Genomic DNA, 17,951 nt, shown 5'->3' with positions numbered 1-17,951 from the left:
TGTTTTTATTATATCTGAATACGGGGCTGCCGAAATTCCGGCAAGGCCCCCTGTCGGGGGACTGGCGCTCTGCCGGGAACTCGGCAGAGCGACCCACAAGACCATCGTGGGTAAGACTTGTGGCACCAGCATGATGTTGGTGCCGCGGCTTTGCTTAGTTGGCGCTCAACTTCAGGATTTTGCTTTTGATCTCTCGGGTGCGGGTCATATCTGTTGTCAGAACCGCGGCCTTGTCGTACATCGCCTTGGCTTCCTTGTTCATGGCCTGCATCGAATACGCATCTGCTAAATGCTCAGCGATGATACTGGCAGAGGATTGATAGCCGTAGGCTTTTTCCAGAATCTGGATTGATTCAGAAAACTTTTTCTGTTTGAAAAGAACCCAGCCCAGTGTATCCAAGACATAGCCATCCGTCGGCTCCAACTCCAGAGCGCGACGGGCCAGTCGTTCAGCTTCAGGCAGATGCTGGTTCAGTTCGGCCAATGTGAAGGCCAGATAGCTCATGCTTTGCACGTGGTTAGGCTCTATTTCCAGTACCTTTTTCATCTGCGCGATCATCACATCCTTTTTTCCCAGTCGATCTTGCATCAAGGCATGCTGGAAAAGAAGACCCACATTGTGAGAGAACTTTGTCAGCCCCTCTTCCAGAACGCGGGCAGCCCCCAGATAATCTGACTTTGCATCCAGCAAAGAGGCGTACATTGTATAAACCTGAGGCTTGTCGGCTTTTGCTTTAAACCCTTTGGCTGTGATATCCAAAGCTTGATTGAGTTTTCCCTGACCTTTCAGTAAATGGGCGGCATGCACAATGGCCTCACTGAAGTGGGCACTTGACGACGGAACCTGCATGTATTCGCGAATGGCATTTTCCGCCTCGCCGGTTTCTTCATAAACGGCGGCAAGATAATAGCGAGCCGTATCCGCGTTCGGAGACTTGGTCACGATGTCCTTTAGTTTGGCTGCCGCCTGATGGAATCTTTTTTGTTCAATCAAAAGAAGCGCCATCTTTAGCTGAGTGTCACCAGACCCTTCAGAGTTTCCGGCAATGAGTTCCAGCTGCTCATAAGCTTTATCGGATTCTCCATTTTCAATATAAATTTGGGCAATGATGTCAGCCACGCTGTGGTTGAAACGGCTTTGCTTTTGAAATTCAAGACAGAATGAAAGAGCTTTGGCACGCTCGTTATTCTGCAAGTAAAAGTTTGCCAATGATACGGCAGCATCCTCAAAATCAGGCTTGATCTGCAAAGATTTTTTAAAGGCCTTTTCCGCGGCGACTTGGTGCACAGACCCTTTTTGATCCAGGCGGATCAGGCCAAGGTAGTAGTGTGCCACATGGGGGCTGTCATAGTTCGGGTTCTTTAAAAGTGACTGGAAATAGTGTTCGGCCTTTTTAAAGTCTTTTTTATCAGCATACAAAGAACCAATGTACACAGGGGCTTCATCATTTGTGGGTTGCAGGCGCAGAACCACATTGTACTGCGCAATGGCCTTGTCGTAGAGCTTTTCGGCGGAATACAATCCACCTAAAAATAGATGTGCTTCGATGTTCTTGGGGTCTGTGGCCACGGCTTGTTCAGCATGGAAGATGGCTTTCGGCATCTTGTCGGTTTTTAAGTATTCTGCCGACAGGCGCATATGAATGGTAGAGGATGTCTGATCCGCAGTTAGAACCTTTTCGAAGGACTCGATGGCACGGGCCGCATTTCCTTCCCGGCTATAGACTTCACCCAAAATAAAATTGTAGTCAGCATCTGTACGAACACTGACGGAATCCGCCACGGAAGCGGGAAGAAAGATATTGTGTTCAGGGGATTTCGTTAGCGGGGATTCTTTCGTGGGTAAGCTTCCACAAGCGGTCAGGGCGAGCAGAACGGCGATACTTGCAGGGGTCTTGAAGGATGGGCGCATCGATTCTCCTTGTCAGATTGCATTGTAAAGAACTTTACAAATTTAAAATGAAATTAATGATCTTCGTCACAAGGACTCGTCTTTGATCATAATGAGATCGCCGGAAACCTAGGCCAATAGGGGGTTTTATGACGAAGAAGAATCTGAATAATCGTATCTTTCGAGAATAACCTGGCATAGCCTGAAGGCGACTTTTAGCGAAGGAGTTTTTTATGCAGACCTCACAAGCCAAAGGCACTCAATCTTCAGTTCACAAGCAATCCACACCGACAGCAAAGCTGTTGGAGATGGATCGCAAGTTTAATGTCCCCGTCGATCAGCTTTTTGCCGCATTCGCAACTTCAGAAAGTTTAAAGAAGTGGTGGTGGCCGGAAGGAATTTATACAGATCAAGTTGATCTGGAGTTCCGTGAAGGGGGCCGATACTTCATCAATATGAAAGGTTACGAACAAGGCTCCGGTGGAATGACCGGGCACTTTGAAGAGATCGTGACAAATCAGCGCATCGTGATGACTGATCAGTTTGCGGACACGGATGGAAATGCCATTTCCCCTGAAGAAGCCAAGATGCCGGGACAGTGGCCCGAGATGGCATATATCACCTTTGAATTTGAAGCTTTGGACAACAACACAAGTCGCTTCAAGCTTTCTCAAGAAGGAATTCCCAATGAGTTTCAAAAGGATTGTATCCAGGGCTGGTCCGAGTCCTTTGATAAGCTTGAAAAATACCTAAGCGACCGCCGCCATTAGGGGTCGCATTCTGTCGGTTACATTCCTTTGTTGCGGCGCAGGGGTGAGGTGGGCGTCTTTCAGAGCGAACAGTCGTTCGCTTGAGCCCACATTTGATTTTCATCTGTCTTCTGAATCCGGCATTTATTGGACAAAAAAGTCTGCTGATTGATACCCCTTGGTGATCTTGAGATTCGACAGGGGGGACTGTGAATTCAAAGTCTTTATCGCTGATGTTGGTTTCGCTTTTACTGCAATCCTTTGCAAATGCACAAGGGGTGAGCAGTGTTGAAGAAAAATCCTATCTATTGGATGCCATTCAGGTAACTGATGAAAAGGAAGACGGCAAGAACCGCGCTTACGAATCCATCAATTCAGAAACAGTCATTCCCCGAGCAGACCTTCTTAAAGGCAATCCACGGGATGTCAGTGAAATTCTGCAAAAAGTCCCCGGCGTCAGTGTTATTGGCGGCGGCGAACTGCAAAATAAAAAGATCTCGATCCGGGGCCTTGATGGTTTTCGGGTTATCCAGAAAGTCGATGGGGCCCAGCGCGCAGAATCCACCCAGGATGGCATGGCCTCTGGCGTGGCTGTTGAGACCGAAATGCTTTCAGACATCACTGTTCAAAATGGAGCTGACTCGGTGAGCTCCATCAACGGCGCCATTGGTGGAACGATTCAGTACAGAACTATCACACCGGAAGACATACTTATTGGGAAAGAAAATGTTTCCACAAAAGTCAAAGTGGCAGGTGATTCTGCCACGGAAGGTACGGCGCGCTCGGTTCATACCGCAGCCCGTATCAATAAAACATCCTCGGTTTTGGCAGGGGTGACTTTAAGAAACAGCAGTCGCGTGGAATCAGGTTCTCCGAATGAATCCGACGACAGTCGTCAGACTGAAAGTGGGGAATCCAAGCGCAGCACCTATCTTGGGAAATACGTTCATCAAACGGGCACTGCAAAGACGGACATTAAAGCCGAGTATTCCGATACGCAAAGCAATGATGCTGCTTACCTTGCGGGTTACGAAGAATCCAATTCGGACTATCGCAGCACCACTTTTGAAGCGGTGGTTAACCACGAGCAAAGTCTTAGTTCTAACTTCAAGTACGAATTCCTTTCCTATTTCAATAAGACGGAATCCATTAAAAACACGCACACGGCTTTCCGGGGGACGCAGTCCACGGTGGGCCGGGTGGAAGACCGCTTGGAAAACGGCGGGCTGAAGCTGGCCGGAGTTTCCGTGTTCCCGTTGTCACCGACATTGATGCTTCAGTCAAAAAACGGAATTGAAGGTGTGGGAAGCCGGATTTCTGAAGATGACGGCACGAACAGTCCGTACTTTGGGGAGTCTCAGGGATATGATGGCAGCGTGTTTTCAGAAAACAGTCTTAGTATCGCAGAGGATAAGGTGGTGCTGATGGCCGGGGTCCGCTACAGCAGTTATCACCGCGAATCCAATAAGCTGAGCTTAAACAGCCCCAGCCGTGATGATGATACGCTGTCCAGTATGGTGGGTGTTTCCTATGCTCCGGCAGATTGGGTGAAGATTTCTGGTAAATATGGAGTTTCCAATCGTGCACCGAATGTTCGTGAGATGTATTACGGCACGGGAAAGCCGTGGCGCTGTCATCGTCCGTCGAAGGAATGCACCAGCACCCCGAATCCGGCTTTGAATGAAGAGCGTGCGCTTTCCAAAGAGGTTTCGGTCTTGTTCAAAACCCCGGACTCTGTCGAGCCACGTCGTTTGAAGGTGACTTACTTCGACGAAACCATTGGTGACTATATTGAGTGGATGCCGGAAATGTACCGGCTTGAAAATGGCAAACGTATTCCGGCGGGGCCGGCAACTGCCACGCACCGGGATTATAGATACCGTAATCTTTCGACTGTTCTGCGTCGTGGGGTGGAAGCACAGGCTCAGATGGATTGGGGCAATTGGGAGTTTGAAACCATGTATTCCATGATTCGCATGGATTGCAAAGACTGCCCGGACATGTACACGGCCACCACGCTGAGCGAACCGCTGGTATCGGCTCCGGCGGACAAGTTTGGAGTTGCAGCAGGTTATGAGTTCCGTTCTTTGAATCTGGAAGTCGGCGCAGACGCTCAGTTTGTAAGCGCGCAAAGAAATCTTTCTGAAAGATATTTGTTGGCGGGGTATGGTACGCCATCTTACGATGTGTATGGTTTGAATATGCGTTGGTCACCACGAGTTCGTGAACTGGGCCGCTTGGATGTCGGGCTTGGAGTCAGCAATTTGTTTGACCGCAAGTATTCGGTTCATAACAGCCCCAGCGGGACATTTGAACTGGGACGAAACTACAGTCTGTCGCTGGCAGCGGTATTCTAATTTTTAGGAGATTAAAATGAAAAAGATGATCTTTGTTCTTGTAACTGTTTTCTCCATGAGTGCTTTTGCGGATAAAAATTTCGGGGCAGGGGCCAAGTTTGCCGATGCGGTGCCGATGTCCAAAATCATGAAAAATCCCGAATCCTACGTCGGTAAAGAAGTGACAGTTTCCGGAGTGATCGTGGATGTCTGCGAAAAACGCGGCTGCTGGATGCAGTTGACCAGTGACTATCAAAACGAAAAAGTCAGAATCAAGGTCAATGACGGAGAGATCGTTTTCCCTCTTGAATCCCGTGGCAAAAAAGCGGCAGCCAAAGGGGAGTTTAAAAAGATCAATCTGTCATTGGAACAGACCAAAAATTATTTGCAGCACATCGCTGAAGAGAACAAAAAGCCCTTTGATCCAGCCTCTGTAAAAGAAGCCATGGTGGTTTATCAGGTTCAAGCCACTGGCGCTGTGATCCAGGGGAACTAAGAAACATGCAGCGATCCGGTGAAAACGGCGTTGATTGGCGAAAAAAGTTGTTCGTCCTGAACAGGTCTTTTCACCGGGATATCGGCTATTTCTGTGTTGGTTTGATTCTAATTTATGCGATCTCTGGAATCGCCGTGAATCATATTGATTCCTGGAATCCGAGCTATGTTATCACCAGGTCCGAGCAGGCGGTAAGTGATCTGCCAACGAATCCAGAGTCTGACGAGTTTGAAAAGGCCTTGTCGCAAAAACTTGGGATCACCACTTCTTTCCGCAGCCGGGTGCGGGATACTCAGGAAGAGATTATTTTCTTCTATGAAGGTTCCCGCGTCGTGTGGAACGAAACCAAACAACAGGCCTATGTGGAAACCACCGAGAAAAGACCGGGCCTGTTTTTCGCAAACTATCTGCATCTAAATAAAGCCAAACGCGTATGGACCTATGTCGCCGATGTATTTGCCATACTGCTGATTTATCTAAGCCTCTCGGGACTGTTTATGGTCAAAGGCGCCAACGGCTTCGGCCGCCGCGGCTGGGTTTTGGTGATTGCGGGGTTAGTCATTCCGCTGGCGTTCTATTTTCTTTATGTTTAACTAAGGCTATTTATGCAGCCAATGATCGCAACAGGACAGATCGCCTGTGCGGCTTTGCATTCCTGAAGTTCCTTCTCTGACTGCGGCTGGCGGTACACGTAGGCTGAGGCTTCAATGTCATGGCTTCGGAAATTGCTGGGGGCCTCTTTCCAGCAGGCTCCGCAGCTTAGGCAGTCGGCTCCCACAAAGAATTGGGGGAAGTTGACGGGGTTTGCGGTGTTTTCCTTTTCCATAAGATCTCCAACAGGGGGGACGATCTTAGATTACGGAAAGAGCGGTCCTTCGGCGTTGATCCGGATCAAAAAAGAACAGGTTTTTTACAACCTAGGACTCCATCCGCCCCACGAAGGACAGGCGCGGGCATGATCTGAAGGGCCGCGCAGAAGGCCCCAGCGGTATTCCGCTCGTTCATTGGGGTTGTTGGAAATCCATCCTGCAAACAGACGGCGCTTGAATTCGGCCATGTCCATGCTGCGGCTGGAAGAGTAGGTCACCACACAAACAGAGTCTTCCGTGACATTCTGTACAGGCATTTGTCGGGCTTCACTGGCAGCGCTTTGACTGATGTATGGGAAAATCTTGCGCAGCCGGGCCTTCTGATCAGCACTTAAATCACGGCCGTCATTGCGTTGAAGCACTTCCCTGTAAGAGCGCCGTAACAACATCAGATCATCAAAGATCCGTTCGTCCCGACTGGGGGAGGAATAAATATCAAAGGCTTCATAGGACATGCAGCCTGGATACTGACGTTTATAGGAAAGCGCATCGTTAACGTAAGATACACGGTCTTTAAATCCGACACAGACGTTGTCGATCAGCCGCGTGATCATTTGACCGTCCTCTTCGTCGCGCAACTTCAGACGAGATTGCAGGGTCTTGGCCCAGCTTTGCAGTGGAATACGGAATTGTTCTGTGCTGTAGCCGGGGACTTCCCAAATGGGTTTACCAAGGCTGGCAATAGGCCGCCAATAGCGGAATCCCGCCCCGCTGGAAGAACTGTAGTCGCCTTCAAACACCCAGTTTGGATTGGGCCAGGACTTTCGTTCCTGCATTCCAAAACCGGAATGTGACCCGACAACAGAATTGTAAACCAGATAAGGAACACCGATGGGCAGAATTTCTTTGATTGTCCATGAATGGTGATTGACGGGAGTTGTTGTCAGCACGCCTCCAGAGCGCATGGTTTTTCGACCAATAGCCACCGGATAGGTGTCAGAAGGCAGCGAGCGTGTACTGCCGGTTTCATGGATATAAAGCAAAAAACCGCGAACGCGATCAATTTCCCGCAAGCGATCCCAACGGCTCATTTTATTGGAAATCCGTGACGATGAATATGTGGGATCTTTCATGGCAAAGGGAAGACGATGTTCGTAGGCAAAGATAATTCGCATTGAATAAACGGCATCGGCGCAATCCACACGAAGACCATAGTAAGGATTGGATTGCCCGTTGGGAAGCTGCGTGCGGGAAAAGAAGTTCTTATTCCATTCGCTTTTAACCCAGGCAGAGTAGCGGTTTTCCCACTCTTCAGACCACTGGTTGACATCCGTCCAGACAGCGGCGTTGCTTAATGATCCCAGCAGAAGAATTGTGATCTGTATCATCATTCGTGTCATGGCTTCACTCCGTACTATATGAAACCATGATCCAGATAAGCCTCCACATCTTCATTTTTGTTCTTGTTAAGAATCTAAGGCGGGGTCGAGTGTTGCCTTACAAGGGCAAGATCAGGATATTCACCTTGCGGCTGTCGCGACTGATGATTTCCAAAGCATAGTTGCTATTGGCTTTCAGTTTAAAGCGCAGGGATTTGTTCATGGTGCTGCACCCCCGAACCGGTCCCCAGGCGTCGGCTGTCAGGGAAACATTTTTGTCAGCAAGGTCCAGAACATTCATGCGTGGGTAAAAGTCGGAAAGGATATAGTAGTCTCCATCCTTAGAAACTGTGAATTGGACAAAGCCACTTGAGTCCTGGTCCTTCTGCTGAAGATAGACAGAGAAACGGGTTGCTGCCTTTATCATCGGAGCATCTTCCTGCGCCCTTGCAGAATGGACTTCTTCAGGTGGCTTTTGCCAAAGACTGTAAGCATCTGGTGGAACATTTTTTCCAGTACAACCAGTTGGAAGAGTGGTTGTACTGGCACAGCCAAAAGTGAAAAACAAGCTTAAGAAGATGATCAAAAAGCGCAGAGTCATAAATATCCTACTTACCGCGAAGATTTTTGCCATGAACATCACGATAAGATGGGAAGTTCCCCAAAGCTGTGGCCTCATAAACTCCGCGAGCCACCGCACGCGCCAGGCAGTCGGCAGCAACCAAGCCGATACGATTCACCAGATCTGCGCGCTCTTTAATATCCTGACCCCACATGCCGGTGGAGGCAGCAAATACGGTGTCTCCGTCAAACGGGGTATGCACCGGACGGATCGAACGGGCGTAACCGTCCTGAGCCATGATCGCCACACGCTGGGCTTCCGATTTTGTCAGGCGCGCATTGGTGGCCACAACTCCGATGGTGGTGTTTTCCCCCGCCAGACTGTCCAGCGGAGATCCCGTCCAGGCCTCTGCGGCAGAATTAAAATCAATAGAGGATGTTGGCACTGGCTGACCTCCCATTTCGTTGGCCTGCTCAAAGGGCCATGCCCAGAATGAGGACTGGCCCGGCATAATCGGACTGCCGACGCAGTTCACAGCCACAATGGCACCAACTTGCAGTCCGTCTCCGGAAATAGAAGAGGCACTTCCCAAGCCGCCCTTCAATGGACCGGCTTTGGCCCCGTAACCTGCACCGGCACAGCCTAGTTTAAAATCCAAAGACGCTGCATCCAGAGCTTTACGACCCAGTTCTGCGTAAGGGGATTTATCATTCCAGCTTTTGTTGCCTCCATTCAGCAGATCAAAAAGAACCGCACTGGGAACAATCGGGGCGCGGGCCGGGCCAATAGGGAAGCCGATACCACGGGACGCCAGCACATCTGTCACTGCAGAGGAGGCGCCCAGGCCGAAGACCGAGCCCCCACTAAGAACAATGGCGTCAATTCTATCCACCAGACAGCTGGGATTCAGGGCATCAGTGTCACGAGTTCCGGGAGCTCCACCGCGAACATCGACTGCTGCCACAGCCGAAGCATCAAAGAGAAGTACGGAAACGCCACTCCATACTTGGGTGTCTTCTGCTTGGCCGACGCGGATGTTTTCGACGTCAGTGATAAGATTGCGGGGGCCAGGGCGGAAGTTGTATTTCATCTGGGAATCTCCTTGTTGTCGTTGCTTAAAGAAGACCTAATGATATGCAAACGCCCCTGACCCTGCAAGTTCTATAAGGTGGCATAATGCTCCCACCTCGGTTGGTATCAGCCTTGCTAAAGGAAAGCCCCGGGGGGAATTTATGAAAATCCAATTGTTAACAAGTTTGATCTTTTTGTCTCTGTGTAGTCATTCCATTCTGGTGAAGGCCGCAGAACCGTCGCAATCTGAAAAACAACTTCTTGAGGAAGTCGAGCGTCGTCGCATTCGCGCAGGACAGGCTGAAGCCACAGAAAAGGTTGTCGCCGTGGGGATCGACCAAAATGACTGTGTGGAACAAGCCCGCTATCGCGCCAGCCGTATTAGCAGTGCCGTGCTAAGTCGCTGTGACAGTGACGCGCGTGAATTCTACCGCTGCGAAATCGTGGCCCAAAGAATTGTGCAATATCCGACTTACATTTCCTCTGTATCAGGTTTTGGCGACTATAATGAAAACAAAACGACAGAGGAGGCATGTCGCAGTTCAGCTATCCATGAGGCCGAGCGTGATGCCTTGTCGGATTGTTCTGAAAAATACGGAGTAAGCTGTCAGATCACTTCTCGCGGAACAGTGACCAGTCACAGAGCTTATGAACGTCGCAGATACTTTATCATGGGGCCTAAAGAGCTAAGACACGAATGTAAAGCCAATGCCGCCGCAGAGCCTGCTTCTCAATACCGTTATCAGTGTGCTGTGGAAGTTGTTGCCAAGGCCCGTTTGTAAGACGCAGAATAAGAGGCATGACAAAAAGATTCTTTTTAGCTGTGCCGGTGTTTTTAGTTGTTGTGGGTTGCGCTTCATTGAAAGCACCTCTGCGTTCAGATGCCCTTTGGAATATTATCAGTGAAAAATGCCTGCCTCTGGCAAAATCAGGGGATCAGGCGAAAAATCCCTGTATCGAAGTGAATCTGGCCAAGGGCGAGCCCCATGGCTATGTTGTTTTTAAAGACCGGGTGGGAGAGCTGCAATACCTTCTTATGCCCACCGCTAAAATTACCGGCATTGAAAGTGCCGAGCTGCTAAATTCCGATGTCACCAATTACTTTGATCTGGCCTGGAAGGCGCGCAGCTATATGGAAAGAAAGCATGGGTCCGCCATCGCTCCGGAGGCGGTATCTTTGGCCGTTAATTCTCAGTACGGGCGCAGTCAGAATCAACTGCATATTCACGTATCCTGTCCCAAACCGGAAGTACAAGCGCAAATCGCCAAAGATCTGATGCTGTTTCATGCCGGATGGGCTGTGGTGCCCGGTGGAGTTTTGGGACACGAATACTTCGCCAAAAAGATTTCCGTACAGGACTTGGAAAACAAAAATGCTTTCAAGTTGCTGGCAGAGGAAGTTCCCGGCGCCAAAGAGCACATGGGTGAGTTCGGCCTGGCCTTGGTGGCTGTAAAAAATAAAGCGGAGCCTTTAAGTCTGGTTCTGTTGGCAAGTCGGGTGGATCGTACCACGGGCAGCCGGGGGTCCATCGAGGAAATCCAGAATCACGACTGTCCCCAGCTTAAGGTTGCAAACAAGTAAACTGGGGAGTGGGGCCTCACAACGAAGCTGTGTGAGGCCCATGTTTCTGCGTTTTTCGGGAACAGCAAAGTCTTTGGACAGTCTTGGACATTTTATCGTTTTCCCGCGTGGGGTCTTGTAACCCGAGAGAATCTTTAATAGAACTCCTTATCCAATTTTACCAAGGAGCCTATTATGAAAAAGATTGTCGTTGTCGTGTTATGCAGTCTGGGAGTGTCTTTCACCGCCTCCGCTAAGCTGGTGAAAATGACTGATGCTGAAATGGGTGAAGCCACCACAGGACAGATCGTTTATCCGACTTTCAGTGTGGCCCAGGCCACTATCATTTTGGAACTTCTGGCAAACAATGATCAGTCTGTGGCCTTGTTGACTAAAAAAATCAATCAGCGTCTTTTGCAGTTGCAGTTGGAACAGGTCGCTGAAGCGCACATTCAGTATCTTCTTCGTCGTATTAACGCGGTGGAGTTTTCTGATGTGATGTTGCACAATAACCTGCAGATCGTAAATCAAATGATGATCAACAATCATTTCTATGAAAAGCAGGTTCTGGCCGATGCGCAAAGACGCGCGATCATTCAGACCTTTATTTCCGCTGTCGTGAACTCCAACTTGCAGAAAAATCCTTCTGTTGGAAATATTCTTGCGGTTGTTAGTGTCTTAAATCCAAATGCGCTGTTGCAGCAGTATCCGGGCTTAATCACTCCGATTTATAGCTACGGTAAACCCAACACTCCTAATATTGATATCCGTCCCAATAACTAATGACTTGTTTGGCAAAACTTCTTTTATTGCTGGTGGCTGTGGGCTGGACTGTTCCGGCTTTCAGTCAATCAGTTGCACCACGCCCTTTGATTTTGTGGTTGCACGGCTGCACGCAGTCGGCGCAGGAATTCATGGACCTGACGGGCCTTGCGGAAAAACAGCAGTGGATGGGGCTGGATGCGATCATCTATACTCCCGAGCAGTCTGTTCTTAAGAATCCATTGACCTGCTGGAACTGGTTCCTGCCTGCCAATCAAAAGCGCAATCAGGGGAAGCTGAAGGAAATCACAGACCATATTCAAGAACTCGTAAAAAAAGGTCTGGTGGACCCGGAGCAAATCTATGTGGGTGGCTTTTCCGCCGGAGGTGTGCTGGCGGCTCACTTTGCCTATTGTTATCCGGATATTTTTAAAGCCGCCCTAATTCATTCCGGCGCCCCCTACAGAATTTTAAGCCGTTACAGACAGGGCGAAAATGACCTGGGCGAAAAGGCCCTAAAATGCAGTCGCGACATTTCCCACAGGAAATTGCAGGAAATCATCATCGTGCGCGGTGAAAAGGACAAGATATCCACCAGCAGTCATGCCCAGAAGTCTTTGCAGCAGGGACTTTATTTTTTGGATCATTCGGATGACGGTCAGCTGAATTCCTCTTTCACGAAGGTCGCAGATTCTGAAGATTTCATTCGTTGGAAGGCTTCCGGGGGTGCGATGGTTTCTTATATTCGTGTGCCGGGCATGGGGCATGCGTGGAGTGGCGGGGCCGCGGGATACACCTTTGCTTCGCCGAACACCTTCGATGTGACGATTCTTTTTCTCAGTATGATAAAGTCCCGTTCCCGCTAAGCGTTCGCACAGAAGTTCGAGACGCTTTGTCTTAGGACCTCTGTACTTTTTTGAGACAAGGTCTCCCCTGATATTTCACAATGAGTAGAATAATAGTCAGATATCCGGGGGGATGTGTGAAAAAGAATAGGTTGGCGGCTTTGGCCGGGGCGTCCATATTGGTTCTTTCTTTTCAGAACTGTGCACCGCAAAGTTTGCGTTTTGATATGGACTCTGAAACGGCCTATCGAATTGACGGTGAACTTCCCGAAAATGCCAAAGTGTCTGAATTCCAAACGGAAGAATCTGTGGAATACCCATCGACACAGTTGGTTCTGGTGGTCGATAACTCTCAAACAATGAAGCAATCACAGGAAGAACTGGTGGCTCGCATCGACGGCCTGCTGGCCTCTTTGGCCACGAAAAAGGTGACTGTGCAGCTTATGTCCACCTCCAGTTATCTTAACGCCTCTGGCACTTTGATTTATGGAAGTCTGAAGACAGGCAGTGAAGTTTATGTGAACGACATTTCAGAGCTGGCTGCCAATGACACTCAAGCCATTACTAAAACGATTTATGGTGGAAGTCCGCAGTCTATCGTGCTGGACCCCCGCGATTCGGCGTCTGTTCGTCAGTCTCGCGTGAATAGTATCAAACAATCCGTGCTGAATATGGGAACGGCGGGAAGTGATAATGAGTCCGCTCTGTGTTCGATTGTTCAGTGGGCGACAAACAAATATCAGAAACCAGCGACAAACGAAAAGGTGGTCTTCTTCGTTCTGACGGACGAAGACAATTATCAAGGTCGTCACTGTATGAACGATCTGGTTTATAACTATGACCGCACAATGTCTGTCGTTTATAAAAGAGTCAGCATCCCATTTACGTTCACTGGGGTGGGTTATCGTGACGGAGTCAGCACGAACGTCGAAACGCGCACTTTCTACGGTTACAATTATCTGGCAAAAGGACAAAGTGAAGTGGGCCTTGCAGGACAGAACTGTCAGGGCGAGGACTTAAAGCGTGTTCAGGACAGTATGGCTGCACTGGTTGGCAAGACGGCCTCTTATAACGGGGTGAATTTCCATTTTAACGAGGTTCAGCTGACTGAGTGCAAATACACCGAAGTCGCTTCCACATACTATGTCGAGGAAAGCGAAGGTCTGACTGATTATTGTTCTCAGGCCTATCGTGGGCATGCGAATATTATGGCTTATCTTGCTTCCATTTACCCAGGGACTGCGGTGACTCAGGCCTGCAAAATGACGGGTCCAACAGGGGTGCGCCGTGGGATTGTACGCTCGGGGTATTTGCTGGAGGGTGGGACCGATGTTGCCGCGAACTTCCTTAGCGATATTTCCAAGACGGCTCTGCAAGGAAACTACTTTATGGCGGTGGTGGGCAATACCCACGGTCAAAGCTGCGAGCTGAAGACCGGGCAGTCTTATGTGGAAACCTTTGAACGCCTGCAAAGCTCCAGTCCTGGTGTTGTGCAGACCTATTCCTTGTGTCAGGACGACGACGGTTATAAAAAGGCCTTTGATAAAATCGCTTCGTCTGTTTCGTATATCAGCCAGGAGTTTCCTTTGGAGATTCCAGAGGGTATGAAGGTTCGCGACGTGCTGTTAAAGCGTAAGAGCGGTACAGAGCTTGAAAAGGTCCGGGCCGATCAGTACGATGTGGCTGATGGTAAAATCAAATTCAGCCTGAAACTTGCCAAGGGAGACAAACTGACAGTCGTTGTCTTCTAAGGCGCAGAGCGGCGGTCCCCGGAATCTCAACGACAAGGCTGATTTCTCCAGTGACATCGTAAATGGTCGTCAATACCATGAACGGATGATCAGCTTTTCTCAGATGAAGTTCTCGCGGAAAATCTTTGTGGCTCTTTTTGGAACCGGAGCCGGGGCAGCCATCATCATCTGTCTGATTTTAAATAGCACCTTATCGAATTTCCGAATCAGCGAATTTGAGGACTCTTACGTTGACCACATGAACTTGCTGGCCAAGGCTTTGTCGCGGGTCGAAGAGTCTCAGGCACGTATTGCGTCCAATGCTGGTCAGTTTTTGCAGATTCAACACGCCCAAGGACAACTGACGCTTCTTAAAATTCACGACATGACAAGGAACCTTGGCGTGAGTCGTATCACTTTATACGACCGTACCGGCAGTCAGGTCTTAATGACATCGGCGGGAAAGCCGGGATCGTTGTCTGTTGATTTTCCCAATCAGTCTTTTGAGTCCGTTTATCAAAGTGCCTTGGTGCGCGGGGAGGACGGGCAGGTCGGTCAGCATACGATCATGCCCAGTCTGGACAAAAGGAATCTGATCGAAGTGGTGATTTACTTTGATGACGTGACCCAGCTTCTGCGCGAAATGGCAGAACATGACGAGGACAATCTTTCCATCGAGCTTGTAGGTATCAAGGGTGAGTCTTTGGGGCATATTCAAAAACCGGGTTTCGTCAGAGCCTGGGATTTGAGCGAAGGCCTGAAGTGGAAAGAGGGCGTTCACTGGTTTGACGATAAAATGGTTGTGATGACTTCGGTCAAAAACGACAACCTAAGACATTATCGCCTGTTGACCACAGTGTCCGCCAGAGCCCTGAATGCAGAGCTGCACAAAATGCAAATCACGTTGCTGATTCTGGCGGCGGTGCTGATTGTTCTTTCCGGCTGGCTGTCGGCGATACTGACAAAAACCCTGCTTCGCAAGGTGGAAGCCATTCGAGGGTTGCTGAATCAGATCTCGGTAACTCAAGACTATTCCCATCGTGTGGATGTGACTGCCAATTCTCAGGATGAACTCAATGACTTGGGTCAGAATCTGAACAACATGCTGGCAACCTTGCAGTCGCATCAGGCGCGTTTGATCGAAAGTGAGCGGGACAAGGCACGCACGCAAGTGGCGGCGCAGGTGGCGCACGACATTCGCAGCCCTTTGATGAGCATGAACATGGCACTGGCACAGATTGAAACCTCTCAGCAGGAACCATTGGCGATTCTGAAAAGTGCCATCGCCAGAGTGGCGGGAATTGTGCAAAAGCTGTCGGCATCAACTGTCAAAGCTGATGAAGAACCTGCGACAGAAGCCCCCAAGTTGACCTTGATGGAGCCTTTGATTTTAAGTGTTTATAACGAACACCGCGTGCGCAAGCTGGATAGTCAAAAAATTTCTTATCAGGGAATTTCCATGACTCCGCATCTGTGGAGTGTTGTGCAGGTCATTGAACTGCAAACGGCATTTTCAAATATGATCAATAATGCCTTTGAGGCCGGAGCGACCGAGGTGTCTTTACTTCTGACCGAGGCGCCAAAAAAATGGACACTGGAAATTAAGGATAACGGTCAGGGGATTCCTACCGAGATCATCGAGCGCATTTTTGAACGCAGTTTTACCTCTGGCAAAAAAACCGGAACTGGGTTGGGCTTGTTTCAAGCTAAAGCCGCCGTGGAATGGTGTGGTGGTTCTTTGACGGTTCAGAGTATTCCCGGTCAGGGAACAAGCTTTATTGTCGAAATTCCCCGTGAGAAACCCCCAGCCTGGCTGTGTACTTCGCTGGAGCTGGCGCAGGGGCAGACCATTGCCTTTGTGGATGATGATCTGAATATTCTGAAAACCTGGCAGGAAAAGTCCCAGGCTTTGGGGCTGAGTGGGGCTGTGTTCTTTGACTCGGTCAAAAAGTTTGAAATGTACAGACAGCAGAACCCATGGTCTGAAGAGGCCATTCTGGTGATTGACCAGAATCTGGGGGACAGCAAAAAAGGTCTGGATGTAATTCGTGAAATGGCCTTGGAGCAAAGGGCTATTCTGTGTACGACAGATTTTGATGAAAAGTGGATTCAAGATCAGGTTCGCCAGAACAAGGCGCGTCTGATTCCCAAGCTTTTGGTTTCTCCGTTTGAATTAAAGATAAGGAATTCATAATGCGTATTCTTATTGTTGATGACGAAACACTGGTGCGTAAAACAATGCAGTCTCAGATTCCGGAGCCCCACAAGGTTCTTTTGGCGGATTCCATGGAAGAGGCTCTGGAGGTTCTGGATCGTGAACTGGTCGATCTGGTTTTTACGGATCTGTCTTTGGATGAATCCTCCGACCGTCAGGGGTTGCAGTTGATTCAGGAAATTTCCAAAAATTATCCTACCACGGTTGTTGTGGCGATGACAGGGCATGATGAGGCTCATTTGGTCGAAGCCTGCATGAAAGCCGGGGCAGTGGACTATCTGCTAAAGCCTTTTGATGCCAAAACTTTGACTCAGGTGTTGCGTAAGGCGCCGGTTCTGCATCGTCTTTTGCGTCGTAATCAGACTTTGAAACATCAAGCGGGTTCGCGTTTGGTGAAGCACATCAATCTTTATACGAAATCCCCGGCATTCAAAGCGGTTCTGGAAACGGCCAAAAAGATCCGTGGATCAGGTCAGTCAGTTCTGATTCGCGGGGAAAGTGGTTCGGGTAAAGAAATCATGGCCCAGTATCTATGGAGCCTGGAAAACGACAACTCTCGTCCATTTATTGCCGTAAACTGCGGGGCGATCCCGGGCCACTTGGCGGAATCCGAACTGTTCGGTCATAAAAAAGGTGCTTTCACCGGTGCCACGGAAACCCGCGCTGGAAAGTTTGAAAGTGCTGACGGAGGCGACATATTCCTGGATGAGCTTGCGACTTTAAGCATGGATCTTCAAGTAAAGCTTCTGCGTGTATTAAGCAGTGGCGACATCTATCCGGTCGGTCAGGACGTGGGCAGAAAAGTAAATTGCAGAACCATTGCGGCCACCAACGAAAATCTGGAAGAGCTGATCAAGGAAAAGAAATTCAGAGAAGACCTGTTCTTTAGAATTAAAAACTTCACTGTCACACTGCCACCACTGCGTGAACGTAAAGAGGACATTCTGGATCTGGCGCAAGAATTCCTTAGAAACGGTAACTATCGCGACAAACATCTAAGCCCGGAAGCTGAAAATTTGCTGCTGACTTATTCATGGCCGGGAAATATTCGTGAATTGAAATCCGCGATTGAAGTGGCCTGTGTGCTGGTGGATGGCAGTGAAATCAAACCATCAGACTTGACGCCGCATCTGGTACAGTCTGCTCCGGTTTATGAAGAGATCATCAAAAGCACATCTGTCGCAGAAATAGATGAAAAGGCCCTGGAGGGCCGGTACAGTCATGTCGTTTCTGAATTTGAACTGAAGCTGATTGAGTTTGCCTTAAAGAAAAAAGGCTCTGAATCTGCGGCAGCCAAATATCTGGGCGTTCCGCGCAGCACCTTGGGTGATATTCGCCGTCGTTTGCAGGGTCTTAAGAAGTAAACCACGGGCTGCCGGGCTCTCGGCAGCTTTCCGAAAACCCGGCAGGACTCCCTGCCGGAATCCCGGCAACGAGTGCCTCAACTCGAAATGAAGCGATTTCTACAGAAAAAATCAGTGGCACCAACAGTGCTTTAGTGTCTGGCATCAGATCAACAACGACGTTGAATCTGCAACCGCCAGG

General features: G+C 49.3%; 16 protein-coding genes. 11 read left to right on the top strand and 5 right to left on the bottom strand.

Features of this window, described 5'->3' with window-relative positions:
- Positions 1-154 precede the first annotated feature (154 nt).
- The gene (locus EZJ49_RS12880; protein ID WP_262552581.1) at positions 155-1,912 is read right to left on the bottom strand and encodes a tetratricopeptide repeat protein; all 1,758 of its coding nucleotides are present in this window, start codon (positions 1,910-1,912) and stop codon (positions 155-157) included.
- Between the two features lie 212 nt (positions 1,913-2,124).
- On the opposite strand from EZJ49_RS12880, the gene EZJ49_RS12875 reads away from it, so the two are divergent.
- The 4 genes from EZJ49_RS12875 (at position 2,125) to EZJ49_RS12860 (ending at position 6,065) form a co-directional block, all read left to right on the top strand.
- A complete protein-coding gene (locus tag EZJ49_RS12875; protein WP_262552580.1) occupies positions 2,125-2,661 on the top strand; it encodes an SRPBCC family protein in 537 nt (178 codons plus the stop codon).
- Positions 2,662-2,849: 188 nt separating this feature from the next.
- Positions 2,850-4,997 carry a TonB-dependent receptor domain-containing protein gene (locus tag EZJ49_RS12870; RefSeq protein ID WP_262552578.1) on the top strand — a complete coding sequence of 716 codons (2,148 nt, stop codon included), beginning with the start codon at positions 2,850-2,852 and terminating at the stop codon, positions 4,995-4,997.
- A 16-nt stretch (positions 4,998-5,013) separates the two neighbouring features.
- Positions 5,014-5,472: a DUF4920 domain-containing protein gene (locus EZJ49_RS12865; RefSeq protein WP_262552577.1), complete on the top strand. Its 459-nt coding sequence runs from the start codon at positions 5,014-5,016 to the stop codon at positions 5,470-5,472.
- A 5-nt stretch (positions 5,473-5,477) separates the two neighbouring features.
- Positions 5,478-6,065 carry a PepSY-associated TM helix domain-containing protein gene (locus EZJ49_RS12860; protein WP_262552576.1) on the top strand — a complete coding sequence of 196 codons (588 nt, stop codon included), beginning with the start codon at positions 5,478-5,480 and terminating at the stop codon, positions 6,063-6,065.
- Here the strand turns inward: EZJ49_RS12860 and EZJ49_RS12855 are convergent.
- The 4 genes from EZJ49_RS12855 to EZJ49_RS12840 all read right to left on the bottom strand — a co-directional run bounded on the left by EZJ49_RS12855 (position 6,062) and on the right by EZJ49_RS12840 (position 9,312).
- Positions 6,062-6,298, bottom strand: a complete 237-nt coding sequence (locus EZJ49_RS12855) for a ferredoxin (RefSeq protein ID WP_262552575.1) — start codon at positions 6,296-6,298, stop codon at positions 6,062-6,064. The genes EZJ49_RS12860 and EZJ49_RS12855 overlap by 4 nt on opposite strands.
- 84 nt (positions 6,299-6,382) lie before the next feature.
- Complete coding sequence (locus EZJ49_RS12850; protein WP_262552574.1) at positions 6,383-7,681, bottom strand: hypothetical protein; 1,299 nt, start codon at positions 7,679-7,681, stop codon at positions 6,383-6,385.
- A gap of 97 nt (positions 7,682-7,778) precedes the next feature.
- Complete coding sequence (locus tag EZJ49_RS12845) at positions 7,779-8,261, bottom strand: hypothetical protein (RefSeq protein WP_262552573.1); 483 nt, start codon at positions 8,259-8,261, stop codon at positions 7,779-7,781.
- Between the two features lie 7 nt (positions 8,262-8,268).
- A complete protein-coding gene (locus EZJ49_RS12840) occupies positions 8,269-9,312 on the bottom strand; it encodes a P1 family peptidase (protein ID WP_262552572.1) in 1,044 nt (347 codons plus the stop codon).
- A 142-nt stretch (positions 9,313-9,454) separates the two neighbouring features.
- Between EZJ49_RS12840 and EZJ49_RS12835 the strand changes: the two genes are divergently transcribed.
- The 7 genes from EZJ49_RS12835 to EZJ49_RS12805 all read left to right on the top strand — a co-directional run bounded on the left by EZJ49_RS12835 (position 9,455) and on the right by EZJ49_RS12805 (position 17,770).
- Complete coding sequence (locus tag EZJ49_RS12835) at positions 9,455-10,075, top strand: hypothetical protein (RefSeq protein ID WP_262552571.1); 621 nt, start codon at positions 9,455-9,457, stop codon at positions 10,073-10,075.
- Positions 10,076-10,092: 17 nt separating this feature from the next.
- Complete coding sequence (locus EZJ49_RS12830) at positions 10,093-10,875, top strand: CDP-diacylglycerol diphosphatase (protein ID WP_262552570.1); 783 nt, start codon at positions 10,093-10,095, stop codon at positions 10,873-10,875.
- Positions 10,876-11,049: 174 nt separating this feature from the next.
- Complete coding sequence (locus tag EZJ49_RS12825) at positions 11,050-11,637, top strand: hypothetical protein (protein ID WP_262552569.1); 588 nt, start codon at positions 11,050-11,052, stop codon at positions 11,635-11,637.
- Between the two features lie 8 nt (positions 11,638-11,645).
- The gene (locus tag EZJ49_RS12820) at positions 11,646-12,482 is read left to right on the top strand and encodes an alpha/beta hydrolase family esterase (protein ID WP_262552567.1); all 837 of its coding nucleotides are present in this window, start codon (positions 11,646-11,648) and stop codon (positions 12,480-12,482) included.
- 116 nt (positions 12,483-12,598) lie between these two features.
- On the top strand, positions 12,599-14,212 hold the full coding sequence (locus EZJ49_RS12815; RefSeq protein WP_262552566.1) for a hypothetical protein: 1,614 nt from the start codon (positions 12,599-12,601) through the stop codon (positions 14,210-14,212).
- A complete protein-coding gene (locus EZJ49_RS12810) occupies positions 14,202-16,385 on the top strand; it encodes a sensor histidine kinase (RefSeq protein ID WP_262552565.1) in 2,184 nt (727 codons plus the stop codon). Before EZJ49_RS12815 ends, EZJ49_RS12810 begins: the two co-directional genes overlap by 11 nt.
- A complete protein-coding gene (locus tag EZJ49_RS12805; RefSeq protein ID WP_262552564.1) occupies positions 16,385-17,770 on the top strand; it encodes a sigma-54-dependent transcriptional regulator in 1,386 nt (461 codons plus the stop codon). The genes EZJ49_RS12810 and EZJ49_RS12805 overlap by 1 nt, the downstream gene beginning before the upstream one ends.
- Positions 17,771-17,951 lie beyond the last annotated feature (181 nt).

Source organism: Bdellovibrio bacteriovorus, from assembly GCF_025558485.1.
Taxonomy (GTDB): domain Bacteria; phylum Bdellovibrionota; class Bdellovibrionia; order Bdellovibrionales; family Bdellovibrionaceae; genus Bdellovibrio; species Bdellovibrio bacteriovorus_G.
The sequence above is the reverse complement of the archived record's forward strand: the minus strand, read 5'-3'. Positions and strand labels throughout refer to the sequence as shown.

What these genes read in the sequence shown, in the direction of transcription:
- EZJ49_RS12835 (WP_262552571.1), top strand. Translation starts at nt 9,455, where the DNA reads ATGAAAATCCAATTGTTAACAAGTTTGATCTTTTTGTCTCTGTGTAGT.
- EZJ49_RS12830 (WP_262552570.1), top strand. Translation starts at nt 10,093, where the DNA reads ATGACAAAAAGATTCTTTTTAGCTGTGCCGGTGTTTTTAGTTGTTGTG.
- EZJ49_RS12865 (WP_262552577.1), top strand. Translation starts at nt 5,014, where the DNA reads ATGAAAAAGATGATCTTTGTTCTTGTAACTGTTTTCTCCATGAGTGCT.
- EZJ49_RS12840 (WP_262552572.1), bottom strand. Translation starts at nt 9,312, where the DNA reads ATGAAATACAACTTCCGCCCTGGCCCCCGCAATCTTATCACTGACGTC.
- EZJ49_RS12855 (WP_262552575.1), bottom strand. Translation starts at nt 6,298, where the DNA reads ATGGAAAAGGAAAACACCGCAAACCCCGTCAACTTCCCCCAATTCTTT.
- EZJ49_RS12875 (WP_262552580.1), top strand. Translation starts at nt 2,125, where the DNA reads ATGCAGACCTCACAAGCCAAAGGCACTCAATCTTCAGTTCACAAGCAA.
- EZJ49_RS12825 (WP_262552569.1), top strand. Translation starts at nt 11,050, where the DNA reads ATGAAAAAGATTGTCGTTGTCGTGTTATGCAGTCTGGGAGTGTCTTTC.
- EZJ49_RS12805 (WP_262552564.1), top strand. Translation starts at nt 16,385, where the DNA reads ATGCGTATTCTTATTGTTGATGACGAAACACTGGTGCGTAAAACAATG.
- EZJ49_RS12860 (WP_262552576.1), top strand. Translation starts at nt 5,478, where the DNA reads ATGCAGCGATCCGGTGAAAACGGCGTTGATTGGCGAAAAAAGTTGTTC.
- EZJ49_RS12880 (WP_262552581.1), bottom strand. Translation starts at nt 1,912, where the DNA reads ATGCGCCCATCCTTCAAGACCCCTGCAAGTATCGCCGTTCTGCTCGCC.
- EZJ49_RS12845 (WP_262552573.1), bottom strand. Translation starts at nt 8,261, where the DNA reads ATGACTCTGCGCTTTTTGATCATCTTCTTAAGCTTGTTTTTCACTTTT.
- EZJ49_RS12850 (WP_262552574.1), bottom strand. Translation starts at nt 7,681, where the DNA reads ATGACACGAATGATGATACAGATCACAATTCTTCTGCTGGGATCATTA.